At 40.4% G+C, this 20,509-nt stretch carries 18 protein-coding genes; 16 read left to right on the top strand and 2 right to left on the bottom strand.

Translation table 11 applies throughout. The features are described from left to right. The first annotated feature begins 26 nt into the window (after positions 1-26). From ACPWSO_RS05705 to ACPWSO_RS05670, 8 genes are all read left to right on the top strand, one after another. The gene (locus ACPWSO_RS05705) at positions 27-656 is read left to right on the top strand and encodes a CDP-archaeol synthase (protein ID WP_426081889.1); all 630 of its coding nucleotides are present in this window, start codon (positions 27-29) and stop codon (positions 654-656) included. An 11-nt stretch (positions 657-667) separates the two neighbouring features. Beyond that, positions 668-3,178 (top strand): PEP/pyruvate-binding domain-containing protein, encoded by a 2,511-nt coding sequence (locus tag ACPWSO_RS05700; protein WP_426081887.1) that lies wholly within the window; start codon positions 668-670, stop codon positions 3,176-3,178. A 16-nt stretch (positions 3,179-3,194) separates the two neighbouring features. Then, the gene (locus ACPWSO_RS05695; RefSeq protein WP_426081886.1) at positions 3,195-3,821 is read left to right on the top strand and encodes a CDP-alcohol phosphatidyltransferase family protein; all 627 of its coding nucleotides are present in this window, start codon (positions 3,195-3,197) and stop codon (positions 3,819-3,821) included. After that, positions 3,818-4,711: a phosphatidylserine decarboxylase gene (locus tag ACPWSO_RS05690; protein ID WP_426081885.1), complete on the top strand. Its 894-nt coding sequence runs from the start codon at positions 3,818-3,820 to the stop codon at positions 4,709-4,711. The genes ACPWSO_RS05695 and ACPWSO_RS05690 overlap by 4 nt, the downstream gene beginning before the upstream one ends. Next, positions 4,701-5,606, top strand: coding sequence for a prenyltransferase (locus ACPWSO_RS05685; RefSeq protein ID WP_426081884.1), 906 nt, complete (start codon positions 4,701-4,703; stop codon positions 5,604-5,606). Before ACPWSO_RS05690 ends, ACPWSO_RS05685 begins: the two co-directional genes overlap by 11 nt. Continuing rightward, positions 5,603-8,185, top strand: a complete 2,583-nt coding sequence (locus ACPWSO_RS05680; protein ID WP_426081883.1) for a phosphoenolpyruvate synthase — start codon at positions 5,603-5,605, stop codon at positions 8,183-8,185. The genes ACPWSO_RS05685 and ACPWSO_RS05680 overlap by 4 nt, the downstream gene beginning before the upstream one ends. Then, on the top strand, positions 8,169-9,242 hold the full coding sequence (locus tag ACPWSO_RS05675; protein ID WP_426081882.1) for a hypothetical protein: 1,074 nt from the start codon (positions 8,169-8,171) through the stop codon (positions 9,240-9,242). Before ACPWSO_RS05680 ends, ACPWSO_RS05675 begins: the two co-directional genes overlap by 17 nt. A 142-nt stretch (positions 9,243-9,384) precedes the next feature. After that, positions 9,385-10,011: a hypothetical protein gene (locus ACPWSO_RS05670; protein WP_426081881.1), complete on the top strand. Its 627-nt coding sequence runs from the start codon at positions 9,385-9,387 to the stop codon at positions 10,009-10,011. A 186-nt stretch (positions 10,012-10,197) separates the two neighbouring features. On the opposite strand, the gene ACPWSO_RS05665 is transcribed toward ACPWSO_RS05670, so the two are convergent. Further along, positions 10,198-11,307, bottom strand: a complete 1,110-nt coding sequence (locus tag ACPWSO_RS05665; protein WP_426081880.1) for an ABC transporter ATP-binding protein — start codon at positions 11,305-11,307, stop codon at positions 10,198-10,200. A gap of 292 nt (positions 11,308-11,599) precedes the next feature. After that, positions 11,600-12,454 carry a helix-turn-helix domain-containing protein gene (locus tag ACPWSO_RS05660; RefSeq protein ID WP_426081879.1) on the bottom strand — a complete coding sequence of 285 codons (855 nt, stop codon included), beginning with the start codon at positions 12,452-12,454 and terminating at the stop codon, positions 11,600-11,602. A gap of 279 nt (positions 12,455-12,733) precedes the next feature. Between ACPWSO_RS05660 and ACPWSO_RS05655 the strand changes: the two genes are divergently transcribed. The 8 genes from ACPWSO_RS05655 to ahpC all read left to right on the top strand — a co-directional run bounded on the left by ACPWSO_RS05655 (position 12,734) and on the right by ahpC (position 20,499). Continuing rightward, positions 12,734-13,408 carry a response regulator transcription factor gene (locus ACPWSO_RS05655; RefSeq protein ID WP_426081878.1) on the top strand — a complete coding sequence of 225 codons (675 nt, stop codon included), beginning with the start codon at positions 12,734-12,736 and terminating at the stop codon, positions 13,406-13,408. After that, positions 13,396-14,556, top strand: a complete 1,161-nt coding sequence (locus ACPWSO_RS05650) for an ATP-binding protein (RefSeq protein ID WP_426081877.1) — start codon at positions 13,396-13,398, stop codon at positions 14,554-14,556. Before ACPWSO_RS05655 ends, ACPWSO_RS05650 begins: the two co-directional genes overlap by 13 nt. A gap of 62 nt (positions 14,557-14,618) precedes the next feature. Then, the gene (locus ACPWSO_RS05645) at positions 14,619-15,506 is read left to right on the top strand and encodes an ABC transporter ATP-binding protein (RefSeq protein WP_426081876.1); all 888 of its coding nucleotides are present in this window, start codon (positions 14,619-14,621) and stop codon (positions 15,504-15,506) included. Further along, entirely contained in the window at positions 15,503-16,735 is a 1,233-nt protein-coding gene (locus ACPWSO_RS05640) for an ABC transporter permease (RefSeq protein ID WP_426081875.1), read from the top strand. The genes ACPWSO_RS05645 and ACPWSO_RS05640 overlap by 4 nt, the downstream gene beginning before the upstream one ends. After that, entirely contained in the window at positions 16,719-17,342 is a 624-nt protein-coding gene (locus tag ACPWSO_RS05635; RefSeq protein WP_426081874.1) for a hypothetical protein, read from the top strand. Before ACPWSO_RS05640 ends, ACPWSO_RS05635 begins: the two co-directional genes overlap by 17 nt. Positions 17,343-17,738: 396 nt before the next feature. Further along, on the top strand, positions 17,739-18,863 hold the full coding sequence (locus ACPWSO_RS05630) for a tyrosine-type recombinase/integrase (RefSeq protein WP_426081873.1): 1,125 nt from the start codon (positions 17,739-17,741) through the stop codon (positions 18,861-18,863). Between the two features lie 339 nt (positions 18,864-19,202). Further along, the gene (locus ACPWSO_RS05625; protein ID WP_426081872.1) at positions 19,203-19,649 is read left to right on the top strand and encodes a hypothetical protein; all 447 of its coding nucleotides are present in this window, start codon (positions 19,203-19,205) and stop codon (positions 19,647-19,649) included. Between the two features lie 286 nt (positions 19,650-19,935). Then, positions 19,936-20,499 carry an alkyl hydroperoxide reductase subunit C gene (ahpC, locus tag ACPWSO_RS05620; protein WP_426081871.1) on the top strand — a complete coding sequence of 188 codons (564 nt, stop codon included), beginning with the start codon at positions 19,936-19,938 and terminating at the stop codon, positions 20,497-20,499. The last annotated feature ends 10 nt before the right edge of the window (positions 20,500-20,509 follow it).

Raw genomic sequence — 20,509 nt, 5'->3', positions numbered from 1 at the left:
GGACATTTGGTGGAGTACTCTAAGATATGATAAAATTGAGCCATCACAAAAAAAAGGAGAAAAACATGGTTGTTGTTTTACAAATGTATATAACCCTGATGCCGGTTATTCTTGCCGGCATTTTAAATATGGTCTGGTGCAAAAGCAGCATTCTTAAAAACGCTGCTGTACCAATCGATCAGGGCAAAGTATTAAAGGATGGGCAGCGGTTGTTCGGAGAGAATAAAACCTGGAAAGGCTTTGGCGGTTATCTGCTTTGGGGAAGTGTCAGTGGTCTTGTCTGGGGTTGGTTTAATCAGCTGCTTCCCTATTTAGAAGCCCATAATTATTTATATACGTATCATGCAAATCAAGTACCGTATAATCTGTTAATGGGTCTGGCTTTTGGCGCAGCCTATGCAATCTGTGAGCTGCCCAACAGCTTTTTAAAGAGAAGAGCAGGAATTCGTCCTGGTAAACCGGCAAAAGGGCAAGTTCAGTTGTTGTTCTTTCTATTAGACCAAATAGATTCCCTGTTAGGCTGTGTTTGGGTGTTAACCCTTGTGTATCCGATGAGCGCAGCTTTTTATAGCTTGTTTGTCATTTTGGGCGGATTCACACACATAGGAATCAATGTGATTCTTTACAAATTACATCTAAGAAAGAATATTTTTTGAGGGCGACCGATATGATAAAAAAGATAGAGCAAAACGTAGACAAGAAAAAGGCTGGCGCCAAAGGGGCGATGCTGAGCCAGTTGACCCGACAGGGATTTTCTGTTCCTAAAGGTATCATTGTGGAGCAGTCAGTATACGAGAAAACAATAAAAGAAAACGGGATTGATCAACAGCTTCGACAGCAGCTTGAGCAGTTGTCTGCTGCCAACATCGAAGAGATTAGTAGGACTATTCAGCAGCAGCTTCAATTGATTCATTTTTCCACGTCATTCATCGATGAGTTAGAGCAATTTCTTGATGAGCAAACAGCTTATGCTGTAAGAAGCAGCGGGATTAAAGAGGACTTGGAAGCAGCCAGCTTTGCAGGACAATATGAAAGCTTTCTTGAAATCCAAGGTGTTGAGGCTGTCTTAGCAAGCATCAAGGCGTGTTACCAGTCGATGTTCAGTGTGGAAAATCTCAGCTACCTGCTGAATCGGGAAATGGCAGCTTCTGAGCTGTCGATGGCTGTGATTATTCAGGAATATATCGCTGCTGACTACAGTGGCGTTGCTTTCACCCTTGATCCGGTAACTGGAAATGATCAAACATTGGTGTTGGAGATTGCTGCTGGCAGAGGAGACCAGCTGGTGGGGGGCTTTGTCACCGCAACTGCTTATCGGTATGACTGGAAGATGAAGGAGTGGCTGACTGGTCCGGAAGAACCAACGGAACGTATGCAGTTGGAGGCGTGTATCACCCGTTTTCTAGCTGTTCAGCGCTGGCTTGGCTACCCTTGCGACATTGAATTCGCACTTAAAGACGGACAGCTGCATTTTTTACAGGTTCGACCGATTACTTCGTATTCCTTTGAAGGAATTCATGGACAGTGGACAACCGCCAATTTTCAGGACGGCGGTGTTTCTTCTGAGGTTTGCACCCCCTTTATGTGGAGTCTATATCATTCTGTCTGGGATTTGGCGCTGGGAGATTTTTTAGTTACAGGTAAAATATTTAAGCAGGAAGAATTTTCGAATCTGCTGCGGTTTAGCTATGGACGCCCTTATTGGAATGTAGGAGTAGTCAAACAGGCGATGGCAAAATTTCCCGGGTATGTTGAAAAGGATTTCGACAATGAGTTGGGGATAAAAATAAGTTATTCAGGAGCGGGTCAGAAGACTGGTTTACAGCTGGGGTTGCTGTGGCCGATTATCCGTATGGCTATTGCTCAAAAAGGAAAAGTTAGCCGTTGTCTAAAAGAGGCCCCAAAAAAACGGAAGCAGCTGTTGGAGGCTTACAATGACTTTCGGGAAAAGCTGGAAATACAAGACGAGGCTGAGCTGTTCAATACGTGGAAAAAATTAGTAGAAGAAACCTATATATTTAGCGAAGTCACTTATTTTCAGCAGGTGTACTTAAACACTGTACAGCAGACGCTATTCAAGGATCAGATGCTGAAATATTTAAACTATCAGGAATACTTGCTGCTGCTTGGGGGGCTTTCAGAAATTTCCCACACACTTCCTTATCAGAGCATGTGGACAATCAGCAGAGAAATACTGGCAGATGCTGCGATTCTGGAATACTGGCAGCAGGAATCGGCTGAAGAAATCGCTGCCGATTTGCAGAAGGATGGCGATTTTCCGGGAAAAAATCGAGTAACAGAATATTTGTTGACCTTTGGCTATCATTCAGAGCGGGAATTGAATATTGCCTATCCCTCCTATGAGGAGCAGCCGCTGCCTGTCGTTCAGCAGATTCAAAACCTGTTGCAGCTGGATGAAGCTTTTTCGCCAAAGACAACGAATCAGCAGCAATATCAAGCGTATCTGTCAATAAAAGAAAAACTGACTCAAAAAGTATCTGCAGGAAAAATGAAAAGGCTGACCAAAAAAATAACACAAATTCGGACACTGTTGTGGTGGCGGGAAGAGTTCAAGGATTTTTCTACTCGTTATTATGCATTGATTCGCCAATACACACTGAAGCTGGCAGAAAGCTTGACGGTTAAAGGAATACTTCAACAGCCGGAGGATATTTGGTATTTAAGGACAGAAGAAATCATTCGCTTTCTTGATGGAAAGATTAGCGAAGAAGAGCTGCAGGACTATCTGGAAATAGGTCGCTCGTACTATCTTTCTTTTCGACAGTTTCAGCCAGCAGGAGACATCGGTTCCGTTTATCAGAAAGAAGCTCATGAAGAGAAACAGCTGGATAGAGATGGACTTGCAGGAGTGGGCTGTAATCAGGGAATCGTCACTGGCAGGGCTCGTGTCATCAAAGATACTGCATCTATGAATCAGCTGCAGATTGGCGAGATTTTGGTTACCCGGTTTACAGATACAGGCTGGACCAGTAAATTTGCTATTCTGAAAGGAATTGTGACAGAAACAGGCGGTGTCCTGTGCCATGCAGCAATTTGTGCTCGTGAATATGGCGTACCCTGTATCGTATGTGCCAAAGAAGCAACGCAAAAAATAGAAACAGGTATGCTTCTGGAAATCAATGGAGGAACAGGAGAAATTCGCATACTTGATAATTAAAAAGGAGTATCACACAATGTTGATTGGAAGTTATAATAAGACGGTGTTAATTACTTATATTGGAATTATTTTATCTATCGTTGGTATGGTTCAGGCAATCAAGGGAGCGATTCAGTATAGTTTGATTTGCCTGATTGCTGCGGGAATCTGTGATTTGTTTGACGGGCGCTTTGCAGCAATCTTTAAAAGAAATGAGTATGAAAAAAGCTTTGGTGTTGAAATTGATTCGTTGGGGGATATGATTAATTTTGCGGCCTTTCCTATCGTTTTATTTTATATGGCAGGGCTGAATGCTTGGTGGCATATTCCTCTTTTTGGTTTCTATTCATTAGCAGCAATTACCCGGCTGGCGCATTTTAACGTAATGGCAAAGACTGCCTCTGAGACTGAAAGACCTAGCTTCTTTCAAGGACTGCCTGTTACGTACAGTGCACTAATTTTTCCACTTGTTTGGTTAATCAGCAGTTGGCTTATGCCTGATTTGCGAGATATGCTGTGTTCTCTGGCGTTCTTGTGTGTTGGTGTTCTATTTGTCTTGGACGTAAAAATTCCAAAGCCGCGAGGAGCAGCGTATATATTTTTTGCTGTGTTGGCGGTGCTTGTTTCGTATTTTATTCTAACCTTTAGAGGCGCTGTATCATGAATGCTGGCGATAAAATCCAAATTTATGACCGACAGCATAAACAGCTTCGTGAGGAAAGACAATATCAGGCGGGGCTGCTAAAGTTTTTATACGGGACACTTTCCGGTCGAATTTTGCTAAAGCTGTTTATCTCAACACCGTTGTTCTCAAGATTCTATGCGTTTTCGGTAAAAAGCCGTCGTTCAAAAAAGAAAATTCTGCCATTTATTGAACGCTACCAAATTGATATGAGTGAGTTTCAGGAAGAAGACTATCCAAATTTCGATGCTTTTTTTACACGGCGGATCAAACCGGAAGCTAGAGGCTTCAGCCCACAGCCGGCAGAGCTTTGTGCGCCGGCAGATGCCCGATTAATGGCGTATCCTATTACTGATGATTTGACATTTACAGTAAAAAATAGTCAGTATTCGGTACAGTCGTTGCTGAAAAATGACCAATTGGCTGAAAAATACCGCAAGGGCTGTTGTCTGGTTTTTCGTCTAACAGTAACTGATTATCACCGCTACTGCTATATCGATGAAGGACGGACGAAGGAAAGTCAAAAGGTCAAAGGGCGGCTGCACACAGTTAGTCCCATCTCCTTAGCTGCTCATGAAGTATATGCTGAGAACAGTCGGGTATGGACAGTACTGGCGACAGAGAATTTTGGCGAGGTTGTTCAAGTAGAGGTTGGTGCCCTTTTGGTTGGGCGCATAACGAATCATTCGAAAAAAAACTTTTCCCGCGGGGAAGAAAAAGGTTATTTCAGCTATGGCGGCTCAACAATTATTCTTTTGTTCAAAGAAGGACAGATAACGGTTGATTCGGAGCTATGGCAATGGACACAAAGAGGAGTAGAATGTACCGTAAAATTAGGTGAAAAGATTGGAGTTGGGAAAAATGTTATCTAGATTAAATACGTATTATAAAGAAATGTTCCCGCTGATTCCCAGATTATTTGTCGGGGTTATCATGTTTTTCGAGATTTATTTTTTATTGCTGCTGAACTATGGTGTAAAGGTCGAACAGTTGGCCATTGGCATGGGCGAAATTGTCGGCAGTCTAACAATTTTTATTTTTCTAATGATTTTAAGAATTGCTGATGACTTCAAGGATTATGAAACTGATCAGAGGCTGTTCCCTCATCGGGCGCTGCCGTCGGGAAGGGTATATAAACAGGATTTAATCAAGGTTGCTGTAGTAGTGATTGTTATTGCGGTTGTCAGCAACATCATCTGGATGAACAATCTGCCGTTTTTTGCGTTCTTGTTTATTTACGGCACCCTGATGTCGCTCTGGTTCTTTCAAAAGAGCAAGATTCAGCCAAATTTACTGCTGGCTCTTGTCACTCACAATCCTGTCCAGCTGGTGATGAATGCATACATTATTTCTTTTACCTGCTACAAATATGACTTGCCTTTGGTTTCCTGGACGAGTTTTCTAGTTTTGCTTACTTTATATTTTCCAGCACTTATTTGGGAAATCTCCAGAAAGATTCGTGCGCCAAAGGATGAGACGGAGTATGTCACGTATTCAAGAATCTTTGGCTATAAAAAGGCGACACGTTTTGTACTGATTTTGACAGCAGTAGATGTGGTAACGAATATTCTGCTGACCTATCGCTTAAACCGTTTTGCTGTTTTGTTGATTCTGGGCAACTTATTATGGTTTACTCTTCAATGCCGGAAATTCTCTGCTGATCCGACGCAATTTAAAATTGTGGATAAGGTAGAGCGTTATACGTATATTCTGGAAACGATGATGATACTTGTAGTAATCGGATATCTTCTACTGGGCCGCTTATGAGTATGTTAATTGATTATCAAAACTATCAGGAGCATCAGGTTGGCGGAAAAGCTGCACGTCTTTTTCAGCTCCAGAAGATGGGCTACAGAGTACCCGATTTATGTTGTCTTTCAGCTGAACTGTTTCAAAAGAGCATCACGGAAAAAACATTTGAAAAAATTCGCAGACTGATTGGCTGTATAGATTATGAATCGGCAGCTTCACTACAAGAGACGAGTAGACAGCTTCAGGATATTGTTCGAGAAGCGCTGTCAGAAACTGCTATTCTAGACGACCTACCGAAATTGATTTCTAAACGCTTTCCAGGTGAGTCTCTATTTGCAGTTCGTTCATCCGGCATGATAGAAGATGGAACAGAGGATTCCTTTGCCGGTCAGTTTGCTTCCTTCCTTTCACTTGCTGAACAGGAGATTCCGGAGGCAGTCGTTCAATGTATTGTTTCTCAGTTTCAGCCAAATGTACTCAGCTATATGAGGGAGAGAGCCTATCAGCTGGAAGCAATGATTTTTTCAGTAAACGTCATCATTCAGGTGATGGTGCCGGGAGAATATTCTGGTATTTTGTTTACGGCAAATCCGCAGGGATTGCTGAATGAATCAGTACTCGTTGTAGGAAAAGGGACCGGAAATCTAGTGGTCGAAGATCGTGTGGATACAACTAGCTATTACTATCAAACGACAGATCAGCTGTATTATTATGAACAGCAGGCAGAAGGTCCCCTTCTGGAGGAAGCAGCTGTTCAAGAATTAATTATGCTTGGGCAGGAACTAAAAAAAACAATGGGGCAGGAGCTGGATATAGAATTTACTTGCTCTAATCAACAATTTTATCTGCTGCAGCTTCGTCCGATTACAACATTCGGAAAAGACTTCCCAATAGTATTAGACAACAGCAATATTGTCGAGAGTTATCCGGGAATCACATTGCCGTTAACCTTTTCTTTTATTAAACAGGCTTATTTCGGTGTGTTTCGCGGATTGGCTTTGCGCTGTGTTCCAGACCGGCGTTTTGTGGCTGCCTATGAAAATATCTTTGAAGAAATGTTGGCAAGTGTAAATGGCCGTGTCTATTACAGGCTCAATAATTGGTATACGCTGCTTAGCTTCTTACCTATGTCCCGTAGAATTATTCCGGTATGGGAGGAAATGCTGGGAATTACGGAGGAGGCGCCGTCACAAGGATTGGTGGCTATGCCGCTGCACAAACGGCTGAGAACCTATTTCCAGGTTGTACGTGAAGCAGTAAAAATCCCCAAAGGGATGGCTGCATTGAATTGCTCCTTTATTGAAATTGAAGAATTATTTCAGAACAGATTTCATACAAAGCTAACGAATCAGGAAATTTTTGTACTGTATCAGGAAATCAAGGATCAGGTGCTTGCAGATTGGGATATTACATTGTTGAATGATTTATATGCGTTTGTTTATACAGGTTTGCTTAAGCGTCAGTTGAAAAAGCTGAACAGTGAGAATTATGAACAGCAGACGAACGAGTTTATTTCCGGTATTACAGATTTGGAAAGTATGAAGCCGGTGCTGGCGCTTCTGCATCTTGCTCAAAAGCTTGTGGACAGTGGACAAACCGAAGAGCTATTTTCAATACAAACAGCTGATCAGGCTGAAACTGGTTTGAAAAATCCTCAAACATCAATGTTTCTGGCAGTTAAAGAATACATTCAGCTATATGGCGACCGCTCGCCGGAGGAGCTGAAGCTGGAAACAGGCACATTTAGAGCCAAGCCGCTCAAGCTGTTTCAGGAGCTGCAGAGCTATGCAGCCAATCCTGAAATACTAGAAAAGCTACTGGGAAAACTGACAGAATCGGAAGCAACAGCAGTGCGGCTGTTAGCAGAAAAGAAGACTAGTCAGCGACAGCAAAAAAAGCTGGAACGGCTGAGCAGCAAAGCAATGCTGGGAATAAAAAATCGGGAAATATCCCGTCTGAATCGAAGCCGTTTATACGGCATGGTGCGCAGCTTATTTACAGTTATGGGCCATAACTTGAGTGATACAGGTCTCTTAAAACAGCCGGAAGATATTTTCTATCTGACAATTGAAGAACTTGAAGAAGTAAACAGAGAAGAAGCACCGAAAATTAATTTTCTTGAGCGGATTGAGAAGCGGAAACGGGAGTATCAGCAGTTTAAGCAGCTGCCTGCATATACACGATTAATATACGCTAAACAGGAATTTAATAAGTATCCACAGACGATTAATTCTGTAAGGATTGATGATGGAACAGATGATTTGAGGGGAATCCCCTGTTCGGAGGGGATTATAACTGCTGAGGTTCTTGTTATAGAAAACCCTCATGAGGTTTCAAACAGCGAAGGAAAAATTCTAGTGACGAAGATGACAGATCCTGGCTGGGTTTTCTTATTAGCTAAAGCAGCTGGAGTTATTGCAGAAAAAGGCTCTCTTCTTTCTCATACAGCCATTATTTCAAGAGAATTAAAGATTCCGTCAGTTGTTGGTGTAAAGAACGCAGTCAGTCAGCTGAAAACTGGCGATTTAGTCACCTTGAATGGAAATACTGGGGAGATTCTAGTGGGAGGAAAAGAAAATGTATCAGCTAATTGAGTTTGATTCTGAAGCAGAAAAAATTACTGACTTTCTATCTTTGCCTAAGAAAATCTACACATCAGCTCAGCTGACGCAGGACATGGAGGAAGAACAGGCTTTACTAAGCGGCACACATCTTTTAAGCAGCTATTTCCGGTTGCGGAAGCTTCTGGTTTATGACAAACAAGGAAATGTCTGCGGTCGTTGTGTCTTGACTATCTACCCCAATGACCACACTGGGTACTTAGGTTTTTTTGAAACAATAGAAGATAAGAGCTGCAGCCGGCAGCTATTCGATTGGGCAGCTGAAACAGCTGCAGCAGAAGGCTTAAAAAAGCTTGTCGGACCTGTCGACTGCTCCTTTTGGGTTCGCTACCGGTTAAAAACAAACCACTTTGAACGGGCCCCCTACATCACAGAACCTTATCATCATGCGTATTATCTGGATTACTTTTTGGAGAATCAATTTGAAATTACGGAGAGGTATGTTTCAAATAGCTATCCTGCTATGATGAAAAATCAGCAGCCCAGCTCTTACCTGCGTGCCAATCAACGGCTGATAAAGCAGGGGTATCAGATTGTTTCGCCGAGAAAACAGGAGTGGGAGCAGGTAATTGGCGAGGTCTATCAGCTGCTGATTGAGCTGTATGCTGATTTTCCAGTGTTCAAGGAGATTTCTCAAGAAGATTTTCAGGCCTATTTTGCGAGGTACAAAATCGTTTTAGATTTATCGATGGTAAAAATGGCTTATTATAAAGGACAGCCGGTTGCATTCTTTATCGGTATCCCTGATTATGGTAATTCCTTCTATGGCAGGATGACGCCAGTCAAGCTCTTTCGCTTTCTGCGGACAAAGAAAAAAGCGAAGCGCTATATTCTCTCATATTTGGGCGTGTTAAATAGTCATTTAGGTGTTGGCCTGGGGATTGCTCATGAAATCATGGAAGAGCTCTATCGTCGAGGAGCCGCAAGTGTAGGTGTTTTTATTCAAAGCGGCAAAGTGACTGAACGCTACTGGGGTGAATTTATTGAGGATAAGTCACAGTACGTCCTTTTGGAACGCAAAGTGCAATAGAAGAGCTGAGCACCCTGATGTGATTAGAGCATCTGCATTGAACGTATGAGATAGAAAAATCATTAATTTAATGTTATTTATCTTATCTATTTCCAATAATTTACTGACTTAGAATACATTAAATAGTAGAAAGGCGGTTACTATGTATATAGAAAAATTAGCATCGAATTTGAATCAACAGACCGAAACTCAAAATGTAGAGGTAGCAAAGCTATTAGTGCAGAATCAGGATGATAAGGGAATTTTTGAAATCGTTCAGGGATTGAAGCAGAAAAAGGCCATTGCAAATGATTGTATCAAGGTTTTGTATGAAGTCGGTGAGCAAAATCCATCGTTAATTACAGCCTACGTATCTGAGTTATTAGATTGCTTGGCTAGCAAAAATAATCGTTTGGTTTGGGGAGCTATGACCGCACTTGCTACTATAGCCGAGGAGAAGGCAGAGGCTATCCACCAACAAATTGATAAAGTCCTGTATGCCTATGAAAATGGCAGTGTAATTACTGTTGATAACAGCATATCCGTTTTTGCTAAGCTGTGTAAGGTGAACAAAGAATATGAGAAAGAGCTGTTTCCTTTGCTGCTCACTCATTTATCGACCTGTCGTCCGAAAGAAGTGGCACAGCATAGTGAGAGAGTAGCTCTCTGTATATCTAGCCATAATAAGCATCTATTTATTGACGTTTTAGAAAAAAGGAAGCCGGAGCTTACCACTGCACAAAAAAAGCGAATAGAAAAGCTGCTGAAGAAAATTACTGTTATAAATTAGCACCAGTCTAGAAATGCAGCTGAGAATAGTTTTATACTTCCATGGGTATTGTCATGCTGAAATTTCAATGGTGGATGACATAAAGGCTTTTCTACTAGACGGACGCCAAATTCTTGTAGAATCTATCAATCATAAAAGGGTGTGACACTGTCAAATTGACAAATATCACACCCTTTTTTAATTTTACTATGGTAATTTAATCACTTCTTCTGTTGATTTATCAAAGAAATGACTCTTATTAAGGTTGAATGCCAGATTAATCATTTCACCTGGGGTGTGCAGTTCACGCGCATCAACTTTGGATACAAATTCATGATTACCAACTTTTGTATACAGCATTGTTTCTGCACCTAGAAGCTCGGATACAACGATTTCTGAGCGGACAACAGTTTCAGGAGCAGCCTCCAAAGCAATTGGTTCGCTGTGGATATCTTCCGGACGAATCCCAAAGACAACTTCTTTTCCTTCGTAGCCTTTTTGAACAAGCATTTTATTTTGACCTTCTGGAAGTGTCAAATTAAAGTCTTTACCATCACTGATAACACCATTATTTAGTGTTACGTTGAAGAAGTTCATAGCTGGAGAACCGATAAATCCAGCGACAAAGACATTATTCGGTGTGTCATAAACCTCTTTAGGAGAACCAATTTGCTGTACAAAGCCATCTTTCATAATGACAATTCTATCTGCCATCGTCATCGCTTCGGTTTGGTCATGGGTTACATAGATAGTTGTAGTTTCTAAACGGCGGTGAAGCTTAGCGATTTCTGCACGCATGGCAACACGTAATTTTGCATCTAAGTTTGATAGTGGTTCATCCATCAGGAAGACTTTTGCATCACGAACGATGGCACGTCCCAATGCCACACGCTGACGCTGACCACCAGATAAGGCAGCTGGTTTACGTTTCAAATATTCTGTCAAACCTAAAATGTCTGCAGCATTTTCCACACGCTTTCTGATTTCTTCCTTATCATATTTACGCAGCTTCAAACCAAAAGCCATATTATCAAAAACAGTCATATGGGGATATAAGGCATAGTTCTGGAAAACCATGGCAATGTCACGGTCTTTTGGTGCAACATCATTCATTACCTTATCGCCAATAACCAAGTCGCCTTCAGTAATATCTTCCAGTCCGGCAATCATACGAAGAGTTGTTGATTTTCCACAGCCGGAAGGACCAACAAATACAATAAATTCGCGGTCAGCGATATCTAAATTAAAGTCCGTTACTGAATATTTTTCAGCATTGTCATATTTTTTATGAACGTGTTTTAAAGCGATTTCTACCATTACAGTTCCTCTTTTCTCTTATTTTGATGAGTTCAGTATATATGAAAGCGGTGTCTTGCAACAATGGTATTTTGCCCAAGAAACAATCTGAAATTTCGGCATATTGCCGAAAGCGTTTTTCAGGACAATAGTTTGGCGCAAAAAACGAAGGGAATAAAGGGCTATAAACTACTGGAATATTCCTCATGGACGAAAAATAAAAGAGAGACGGGAACCTACTAAAGTCCAGTCTCTCTCTATTCTAAAACCGAATTAACGGCATTCAGGTCTGCTCTTAACCCTCTGATCTGCGCTAGTCGTTTAGCAGCAGGAAGCAGAGAATTAACTCATCCGTATTTTTTAAATTCATCCCAGTTTGTTCCTGGAATTTCTCCAGACGATATTGAAGGGTGTTACGGTGCATAAACAATTCTTTGGCTGTTGAACTGAGATTCCCCTGATTTGTCCAGAGAGCCTGAATAATCTCCTTCATCTCTTCGTCAATATGCCATTCTTCCTTCATCGATTGAGTCAGAGCACTTTTGGCCAATGCCTCTTTTGTAAAATAGTGAAGGGCAACATCTGAAATTCCAAAAACCTTTTTCCGTTTAACTAGCCGAACCTCTTCTCTAAATATCTCCTGCTCTTCTTCAAAAAGCTTTGGAAATTCTTTTGAGCTCTCGTGAAATTGTCCAATAAATAAACGGCTGAGCGTGCTGAAGTCATCATCTAAGGTAAGAAAAATTCCTTCAAGTTCTTCTTTTGAAAGCGCGTATTTTGTTTGTTTTTCTACTAATATGGCCTGATTAGGCGTTAAAAAGAAAAAGTCTTCAGTGTTAGAAAAAATTCCTTCAACATGTTCCTTCCAGATATCAGCCTGAAATTCCTCAGGAGACTGGATTTGAATTTGAATAATCCGAAAACGTCCGGTTTTGCTGTAATCTTTTTTTTGAAAGAGAAACTGATACCAGAGACTTTCTGTATTTAAATCAATAGATGCTTCAGCTGTTAAAAGCTTCAATAGGGCTTGTTCATTTTCAGTTAGTTTTTCTTTTTCAATCCAAAGAAAACCGTCTTTATCTGGAAAAGAAAGATATTTTTGATTGTCAGCGGGATGTGTGTGCCAGCTGGCGTTTGGATAAATAGCTTGTAACTCTTGTCGTTTCAAGGATTGTACACCTCATTTATCATAAATTTATTCTTATATGAAATGGATACTGTGAACTGCCAGTCATAGCGTATCCACCGTTTCGCTCTTCTTTGTTGAATAATTTCAGTCTATCATATCCATTAAGGGATTGTAAGCATTTGCTAAAGCGGCTGACAAAGAAATACCTAAAGTTAGCTATCAGTAATTTTACTTTTCTTTCATGTTTATAGTGAAAGTATAGGGAAATGACCAGTATAATAGGAGATATGTGCAGCAATAAGAAAAAGAGGTGGGCGTATGAAGCAAAAGCTTCTAATCATCGATGATGAAATAGATTTAGTAGAAACCTTGAAGCGTTATTTTGAGTTGTCTGGTTATCTGGTTTACACAGCTGGCAATGGTGCAGAAGGACTGCAGCTTCTTAATAAGAAACCAGATTTAATTCTCCTTGATGTCAATATGCCGGAAATGGATGGGTTGGATTTTTGCAGAGCTGTCCGGGAGGTTATCCATGTTCCGATTATCTTCCTTTCAGCCAGAGTAGACCAAACCAGTCGGATGGAAGGATTGGTTGCCGGAGGGGATGATTATCTGCTGAAGCCGTTTAGTATGGAGGAGCTAGGACTAAGAATACAAGCTCATTTGCGGCGGGAAGCACGAGGAGGCAGAGAGGAATCGGTTGCTTATTTTGGACAATTAGCTGTTCTGTATCAGCGAAAAGAGATTCGCTGCCGGAATCAAATAATTCCTTTAACTAGAACAGAATTTGAAATCGCTGCGTACCTGTCTCTTCGAAAAGGCAAGGTATTCAGCAAAGAACAAATTTATGAACATTTATGGGGCTTTGATAAAGAAGGCGACAGCGGCATTATAACAGAGCATATTCGGCGGATTCGGGCAAAAATAGGAAAGGTGTATCCGGAAGAAATAATAGAAACGGTTTGGGGGCTGGGCTATAAATGGATTGGTTAGATGAGCAGCTTCAGAGAATCCGTCTGACAAATAAAAAACTGACAGCCAGCTTGAGCCTTTATATTTTCACAGGAATTATTCTGGCTGTTTTTGCCTATATGGTTACAGTTAGTATTTGTGTGGGGTGGGAAAAACTGCTGCTGGATGAAGCAGATTCTATGGACAGCTATATTGAAATGATTTTTTATTCCCATAATGCCGGGATTCCTCAGCAGCTGGTAGTGCCAGTCACTATTTTGCAGCTGATTCGTCATTTTTCAGTTATTCTGTATGCTGTATTGGCGATTGTCTGGATTAGCAGAAAGTTTTACAAGGACAAAATTCTACAGCCGTTAATTATTATGAATGAAACGATTGAGGGAATCAGCCGTAAAGATTTGTCGATCGCCTGCTACTATAAAAGCGGCGATGAGTTTGAAAGGATTTGTTCAGGCCTGGATCAGATGAGAGTACAGCTGATTCAGGACCAGCAGCAGATTATACGAACACACGAGGAGCAGCGCCAGCTTAATTCAATATTCGCTCATGATGTTCGAACACCTTTGGCAGTTATTCAGAGCAATGTGGAGCTGATTCGTAAATTCCATCCGCTTGGAACATTGACGGAGCAAGCATTGAATGACTCTTTGGATAAGATTGGGCGTAATGTCCAGCGTCTTAATGACTTTACCTTTACCATGCAGGAGATTCAAAAGCTGGATGAAATAGATTTGAATAAGCGGCAGCAGCATACACAAACAATGATTCAAACGATTCAGGAAACTGGTAATGCTATAGTAACAAAAGAATTTCGCTTAATAGTTTCCAGCCAATTCCCTGAAAAAATTAATTGTGATCTTCCCTTGATTATGCAGGTTGTTGAGAATCTGCTGACAAACGCCGACCGGTTTGCAAAAAATATAGTAAGTCTAACAATACAGTTTGATGCAGACTTTTTATACCTGTTTGTACAGGATGATGGAGCAGGCTTTTCAAAAGAAGATATCCAGCACGCTGCAACCCCCTACTATTCAAAAGATAAGCAGGAACATTTCGGGATGGGGCTGACTATCTGTAAGACGCTGACTAAAAAACACGGAGGCATTCTTCGCTTGTCAAATGGCGTTAACGGCGGTGCAGTCATATCTGCTGCATTTAATACCATGTAGTGAATTTATAGATATTTATTTTCTATTATTAACAATAGAAAATAAAGGAGCGTAGATAAATTATGAGTATTAAAATTGAAGGACTTAATCAATATTATGGGAAGAAGCAAATTCTTCATTCGGTGAATCTAACGATTGAAAAGGGCATGTTTGGCTTGCTGGGAAGAAATGGAGCTGGTAAGTCAACGCTGATGAAAACACTGGTAACACTGCTTCCCTGCAAATCCGGCAGCATAACGATGAATGAAATACCGATTGAACGGCAAAAAGAAATTCGATCGATAATTGGTTATTTGCCGCAGGATTTTTCCATGTATCAAAATCTGACTGCGTATGAGGCCCTGGATTATTTAGGCGTTTTATCAGATATGGCTACTCCTGTCCGAAAAAAAAGAATAGAGGCTGTACTTGAACAGGTAAACCTGACTGTTCATCGCAGGCTAAAGGTCAAAGCCATGTCCGGCGGGATGAAACGCAGACTGGGGATTGCTCAGGCGCTGCTGAATGATCCGCAAATACTGGTAGTAGATGAACCAACAGCTGGCTTAGACCCGGAAGAAAGGATTCGTTTTAGAAATTTATTAGCTGAAATTGCAGCGGAACGAATTGTTATCCTCTCCACACATATCGCCAGTGATATTGAAGCTGTAGCAGAAAATTTGGCTATTATTGATCAAGGGAAGGTAACTTATACCGGTACTGTATCAGAATTGTTGGAAACGGCCGAAAATCATATTTTTACTGTTCGGATTCCAAGAACAGAGCTTAATGCAATTAAGCAGCAGGTCCAGGTTATCAATCTTTATCAGGAAGGGGCCAATATTGAAGTTCGTTTTATTGGAAATGAGCGGGAGAAGATTATGGCGCATCCCTTGCTGCTAGCAGTTCCGCCTACGCTGGAAGATGCCTACCTTTATATTTTGCAGCAGAGGGCAGGTGTTCAGCCATGAGTATTAAGTTATTAGGAAAAGAGCTTAAGCTGACAGCCAAAAGCCTGACCTATTGGCTGGTTATAGGTGTGATTTTTGGTTTCATTATGACCCAAATAGGGATGAGCTTGCGGGTAATTCAAGAACCAAAGCCGGGAGAAGACGGTTCTTATGGGATGATTCGTACAGAAAACAAAGAGCTTATTCAGCAGCAGGCATACAGAGCTCTATTTCTGGAATATCAGGCAGAGAGCTATCAAGCCTATCCTTTCGGTTTCTATAAAGAAGTAAAGCTTGATAGTAAAGAAGAACAGACTATCAGAACGATACTTGAAAAAGCAGCTGGAAAAACAATCGAAGAGCTAGCCGCAGACTATACAGCCCAAATAGAGGCCGCAGCACAAAGTAATCCGGGGGAGGCAGTCATGGAAAACAGCTCTTACACCTTCCCGTTAGTCAAAGGTCATGCTTTTTCCCAGTTTGAGGAGGACATGCAAGAAGTTAGTGGGTTTATCGGAAAGGGTTCTGCTTATGAAAAGAATAGCTATATGAATGATGCAGAAGAACCGATGACTTATGAACAAGCGCGTAAGCAGTACCGGAAAATTGTAGAAAAGGACAAGGTAACCGGTGCCTATGCACGGATGGTCTGTGATTATCTGGGCATTATTTTAGCAATTGTTCCGGTATTTTTGGCAGCAACTGTAGCATTGAGAGATAGACGGGCAAAGGCTGCTCCAATTATTTACTCTAGATTAGTTGCTTCAATCCGGCTTGTCGGCTGCCGGTATAGTAGTACGGTATTGCTTTTGCTGATTCCTGTACTGCTAATTAGTCTGATGCCGGCAGTACAATCCTTAGTGATTGCAGATAAATTGAATGCTACCGGCAGTTTGCTGCTGTTTTACCAATATATTATTGGCTGGACTTTGCCGACGATTCTTTTTGTGACAGGACTTGGCTTTTTAATGACTGAGCTATTTGGCGGTATTACGGCAATCGCTGTTCAAATCATTTTTTGGTTTTTCGCTCTATTTTCCAGCACAGATACACTGAACGGTAGTGTAGGCTGGAAGCTAATCCCTCGTTTTAATACGGTAGGACTGCCGGAAGTTTTTGAACAGATTGTTCAAGAGCTTATCTGGAATCGTTTATTCTATGCCGGATTAGGAATCATTTTTCTCGGAGTAACCATTCTTGTTTTTGATTATAAACGCAAGGGAGGACGAATCCTTGGAAAAAGCATTTAAAACAGCTGTAGTATTTGTCCGCTGCCATTATTTTACCTATATGATTGGCGGGGCTGTTAGTCTCTTGTTTTTACCTATGGCTGCAGGAATGGAAAATTTGGATGTGTACCGCAGTGCAAAGGTTGTTGAATATTGCTTCTCTCTTATCGGTATGCTAATGATGCTTCCCTTATACATTCCAGATACTGATTATGCGGCTTTAAGCGTCATTCGGTCCAAAAGAACCTCCTACAGCTGGATTGTACTGATTCGACTTTTCGTTGAAATCATGTACGGCTTATTGTTGCTGGTTTCCCTGTTGCTTATTATGAAGGCCGGCAGCAGTACGTTTCCTTTTACTTATTTTCTAGTAAGGGGACTAGCAGTGATGCTCTTTCTTGGCGGATTATCCGCATTGGTTTATAGAATAACCCGTCAGCCTATCGCTGGTTTAATGGTGGCGTTTTTATATTATCTCTATAATTTGATGGGGAAAGCAGAACTACTGGGAATATTCCGTTTATTCTCATTTGCAGAAGGAACCTGGATTGAAGTGGTGGTTCTATTTTTGACAGGTGTCATCTTCTTAGGAATCAGTCTCTTACTCAGCAAAAATATAATAGAATAGTTATTTGCTTGACGGCAGACCGTGTCATTCTCTTGGAGTGAAGCGGCCTGCTATTTTTTTCAAAAAAATAACTTGACTAGTTCTTGTTTTTTTTATTTTAAAAAATAATTATAATAATGAGATAGGATAAATTATATAAAGGAGTAAAGCGTATAAGATGGGAGGATTAAGTGGTATGTTTAAATAAAAATGTCTTGTGTGGAACGACTTAAAACCTGAGTTTTGTCTATAGAGAAACAGTATAAAAAACGTATATTTTTATAATAAATTTGTTTTTTCAAAGACAAGATCAAAAAGTTTCAGTATCGTGGGAAGCAGAAACACTTAATATGGTAAAAAGGAGTAATCAATAGGAAGTTAATTGAATTGGTAAATATTGTATGAGGAGTGTATATTGTGGCGAGAAGAGGAGAAAATATATATAAACGTAAGGATGGACGCTGGGAAGGACGATATATCAAAGCCAGAGATCATCAGGGGAAAATTACTTTTGGTTATGTATATGCAAAAAAATACGGCGAGTTGAGAAAAAAACTGTCGATAAAAAAAGCAGAATACACTTATATAGATGAAGATATAATTCTTTATAAAGGGACTGTGAAAGAATGGCTGAACTATTGGCTGGATTATCTAACTGCAAAAAAAATCAAACCCTCTACGTATTCAAACTACCGTAACAAGCTGGATAAGCATATATTCCCCTTTATGGGGGAAATCAAGCTAGTGGAGCTAAATACCTCAACGATAGAAGCATTCATTCATTATTTAATTTCATTAAAATTTTCAGCAAAAACGATTCATTCTATCGTTAATATATTGAAATCAGCCCTCCACAAAGCCTTCGTTGACGGCTACCTAAGGAAAGATCCCTGCTTAGGGATTATTTTACCGAGAACACAAAAGAAAGCTGTTTCTGCTTTGACCAGCAAGCAGCAAAGTCTGCTTGAGGAAGCAGCGTGGAAAGAGGCAGAATGCTCTGCAGTTCTTCTCTCTTTAGCGACAGGGATGCGGATTGGTGAAATCAGTGCACTCCGCTGGGAAGATATTGATTTTGACAATAATATAATTTCAGTGAAGCGAACGCTGCAGAGAATAATGATTTCCGATGGTGAGACAAGCAAAACCAAGGTCATTATTAGTCAGCCGAAAACAGGCAGCTCCATAAGAGCTATTCCTTTGGCAAAAAATTTGAAACGCTATCTATTGAATAAAAAAAAGCAATCGTTATCAATCTATGTTGTTTCTTGTAAAGACAGCTTTGCTGAACCTCGGGTAATTAATTACAGATTTAAGCGGCTGTTGAAAAAAGCTGGTCTGGAGTCAGTTAATTTTCATGTACTAAGACATACCTTCGCGACCCGTTGTGTAGAGGCAGGTGTTGATATTGCCACTCTTAGCAAGCTTTTAGGTCATACATCAATTAAACTGACCTTAGATACCTATACAGACTCGATGTGGGAAAATCGCCAGAAGGCAGTAACTATCCTAGATAACAAACTGAAAAAATACAATGCTGCTTAGCTGTCTAACTGATTGATAGAAAATCACTCCTTTAGAGTTTCCGAATCATCATTTTTCGGAAGCTTTTTTTGGCATGAAGCAGGCTAGAACGCTATAAATTTGACTCGACAGAAAAATATTTGAAGAACTAAAACTAGTCAAACTGCGGACTTTCAAGGTTTAAAAACAGTCAATCGCTGTTTCAGTGATTTTTCATGTTTCATGAATGAAAATGAAAAACAATTTCTTGAAGAAAAGGCAGAGAGGTTTACCACATCCTTTTCAAGATTTTTGAATAAACAATGTACTTTTAGATAGAAAATTTGTTACAGTTAAGAAGTAGAAAAGGAGGGGAACCCAATGCTGACTCCTGCATACCCCAATCGAGGAAAGTACAAAGACCTGCTTATTGAATTAGAGAAGCAGCTATACAAAAATCCCCATTATATTTATGTGAAAGACAGAAAGTTTATCCATAGCCAGCCGCTAATTGAAGACAGCAGGCACTATTATGACCTGCTGCAAAGTTCCTCAAATACTGTTTTATTTTGGAGCTCAAAAACCCGGCTGCATTCCCCAAAGCTGATTTATTCTATTGAGAAACGGACCGTCGTCTTTGAGACTATTATATCAGCTGAACGAGACGATTTTTCCTGGACTTGTTCTTGCTTACTGACTGCGGCAGCTGGGTTGCTGTACGGGTTTAAAGAGGATGTAGAATTTGTTCGAATGCCTAAACAATTTGGAATAAAACTTCTCAAAGAACCTGAAACAGCTGGAGAAGACATCATTTTAACCATCAATTAAGTTCTGACAGCTCCTACATGAGAAATTACTAAAGAGAAAAAAATAGAGTAATTGAGAATTTTAAGTAGTAAATGAAATCGAGAAATATTTCACAAAGCCTCTATACCAATAGATTTGCCTTGTTAGATTAGAATCATTACAATTTTTTAACAATTATAATTATTCCTTGACTTTCTTTAAGATAACCTTGATAATTTTAATTGTACTTTCATTTTGAAAACCTCAAGAAGAAATTGCACGATATTATTTTAAGAAAAATTTTAATTACTTTTAGGAGGAATTTTATATGTCATTAATCGGAAAAGAAGTAGAAGAGTTTCAAGCAAAAGCGTACCACAAAGGTGAGTTTATCGATGTCTCGTCTGAAGATTTAAAAGGTAAATGGAGCGTTGTTTGTTTCTACCCAGCTGACTTTACGTTTGTTTGTCCCACTGAATTAGAAGATTTGCAGGGTCAATATGACACATTGAAAGGGCTGGATGTTGAGGTTTACTCAGTATCAACAGACACTCATTTCACTCATAAAGCTTGGCATGATCATTCGGATGCTATTGGTAAAATCGAATACATCATGATTGGCGATCCAAACCACAACATTTCTCGTATTTTTGATGTTTTAGACGAAGAAGAAGGTTTGGCACAACGTGGAACATTCATCATCGATCCAGACGGCGTTGTTCAAACAATTGAAATCAATGCGGACGGTATCGGCCGTGATGCAAGTATTTTAGTAGATAAAATCAAAGCTGCACAATATGTTCGCAAAAATCCAGGTGAAGTTTGCCCGGCAAAATGGAAAGAAGGCGAAGAAACACTGAAGCCAAGTCTTGACCTTGTAGGAAAAATTTAAGGAGCGTACG

The organism is Enterococcus sp. LJL51, from assembly GCF_049894025.1.
In the GTDB taxonomy this organism is placed as follows: Bacteria; Bacillota; Bacilli; order Lactobacillales; family Enterococcaceae; genus Enterococcus_L.
Note: the sequence above shows the minus strand (reverse complement) of the source record. Positions and strands in the feature narration are given on the sequence as shown.

Bases quoted from the DNA above. Each gene is read 5' to 3' on its own strand.
- ACPWSO_RS05705 (WP_426081889.1), top strand. From the start codon at position 27: ATGATAAAATTGAGCCATCACAAAAAAAAGGAGAAAAACATGGTTGTT.
- ACPWSO_RS05700 (WP_426081887.1), top strand. From the start codon at position 668: ATGATAAAAAAGATAGAGCAAAACGTAGACAAGAAAAAGGCTGGCGCC.
- ACPWSO_RS05695 (WP_426081886.1), top strand. From the start codon at position 3,195: ATGTTGATTGGAAGTTATAATAAGACGGTGTTAATTACTTATATTGGA.
- ACPWSO_RS05690 (WP_426081885.1), top strand. From the start codon at position 3,818: ATGAATGCTGGCGATAAAATCCAAATTTATGACCGACAGCATAAACAG.
- ACPWSO_RS05685 (WP_426081884.1), top strand. From the start codon at position 4,701: ATGTTATCTAGATTAAATACGTATTATAAAGAAATGTTCCCGCTGATT.
- ACPWSO_RS05680 (WP_426081883.1), top strand. From the start codon at position 5,603: ATGAGTATGTTAATTGATTATCAAAACTATCAGGAGCATCAGGTTGGC.
- ACPWSO_RS05675 (WP_426081882.1), top strand. From the start codon at position 8,169: ATGTATCAGCTAATTGAGTTTGATTCTGAAGCAGAAAAAATTACTGAC.
- ACPWSO_RS05670 (WP_426081881.1), top strand. From the start codon at position 9,385: ATGTATATAGAAAAATTAGCATCGAATTTGAATCAACAGACCGAAACT.
- ACPWSO_RS05665 (WP_426081880.1), bottom strand. From the start codon at position 11,307: ATGGTAGAAATCGCTTTAAAACACGTTCATAAAAAATATGACAATGCT.
- ACPWSO_RS05655 (WP_426081878.1), top strand. From the start codon at position 12,734: ATGAAGCAAAAGCTTCTAATCATCGATGATGAAATAGATTTAGTAGAA.
- ACPWSO_RS05650 (WP_426081877.1), top strand. From the start codon at position 13,396: ATGGATTGGTTAGATGAGCAGCTTCAGAGAATCCGTCTGACAAATAAA.
- ACPWSO_RS05645 (WP_426081876.1), top strand. From the start codon at position 14,619: ATGAGTATTAAAATTGAAGGACTTAATCAATATTATGGGAAGAAGCAA.
- ACPWSO_RS05640 (WP_426081875.1), top strand. From the start codon at position 15,503: ATGAGTATTAAGTTATTAGGAAAAGAGCTTAAGCTGACAGCCAAAAGC.
- ACPWSO_RS05625 (WP_426081872.1), top strand. From the start codon at position 19,203: ATGCTGACTCCTGCATACCCCAATCGAGGAAAGTACAAAGACCTGCTT.
- ahpC (WP_426081871.1), top strand. From the start codon at position 19,936: ATGTCATTAATCGGAAAAGAAGTAGAAGAGTTTCAAGCAAAAGCGTAC.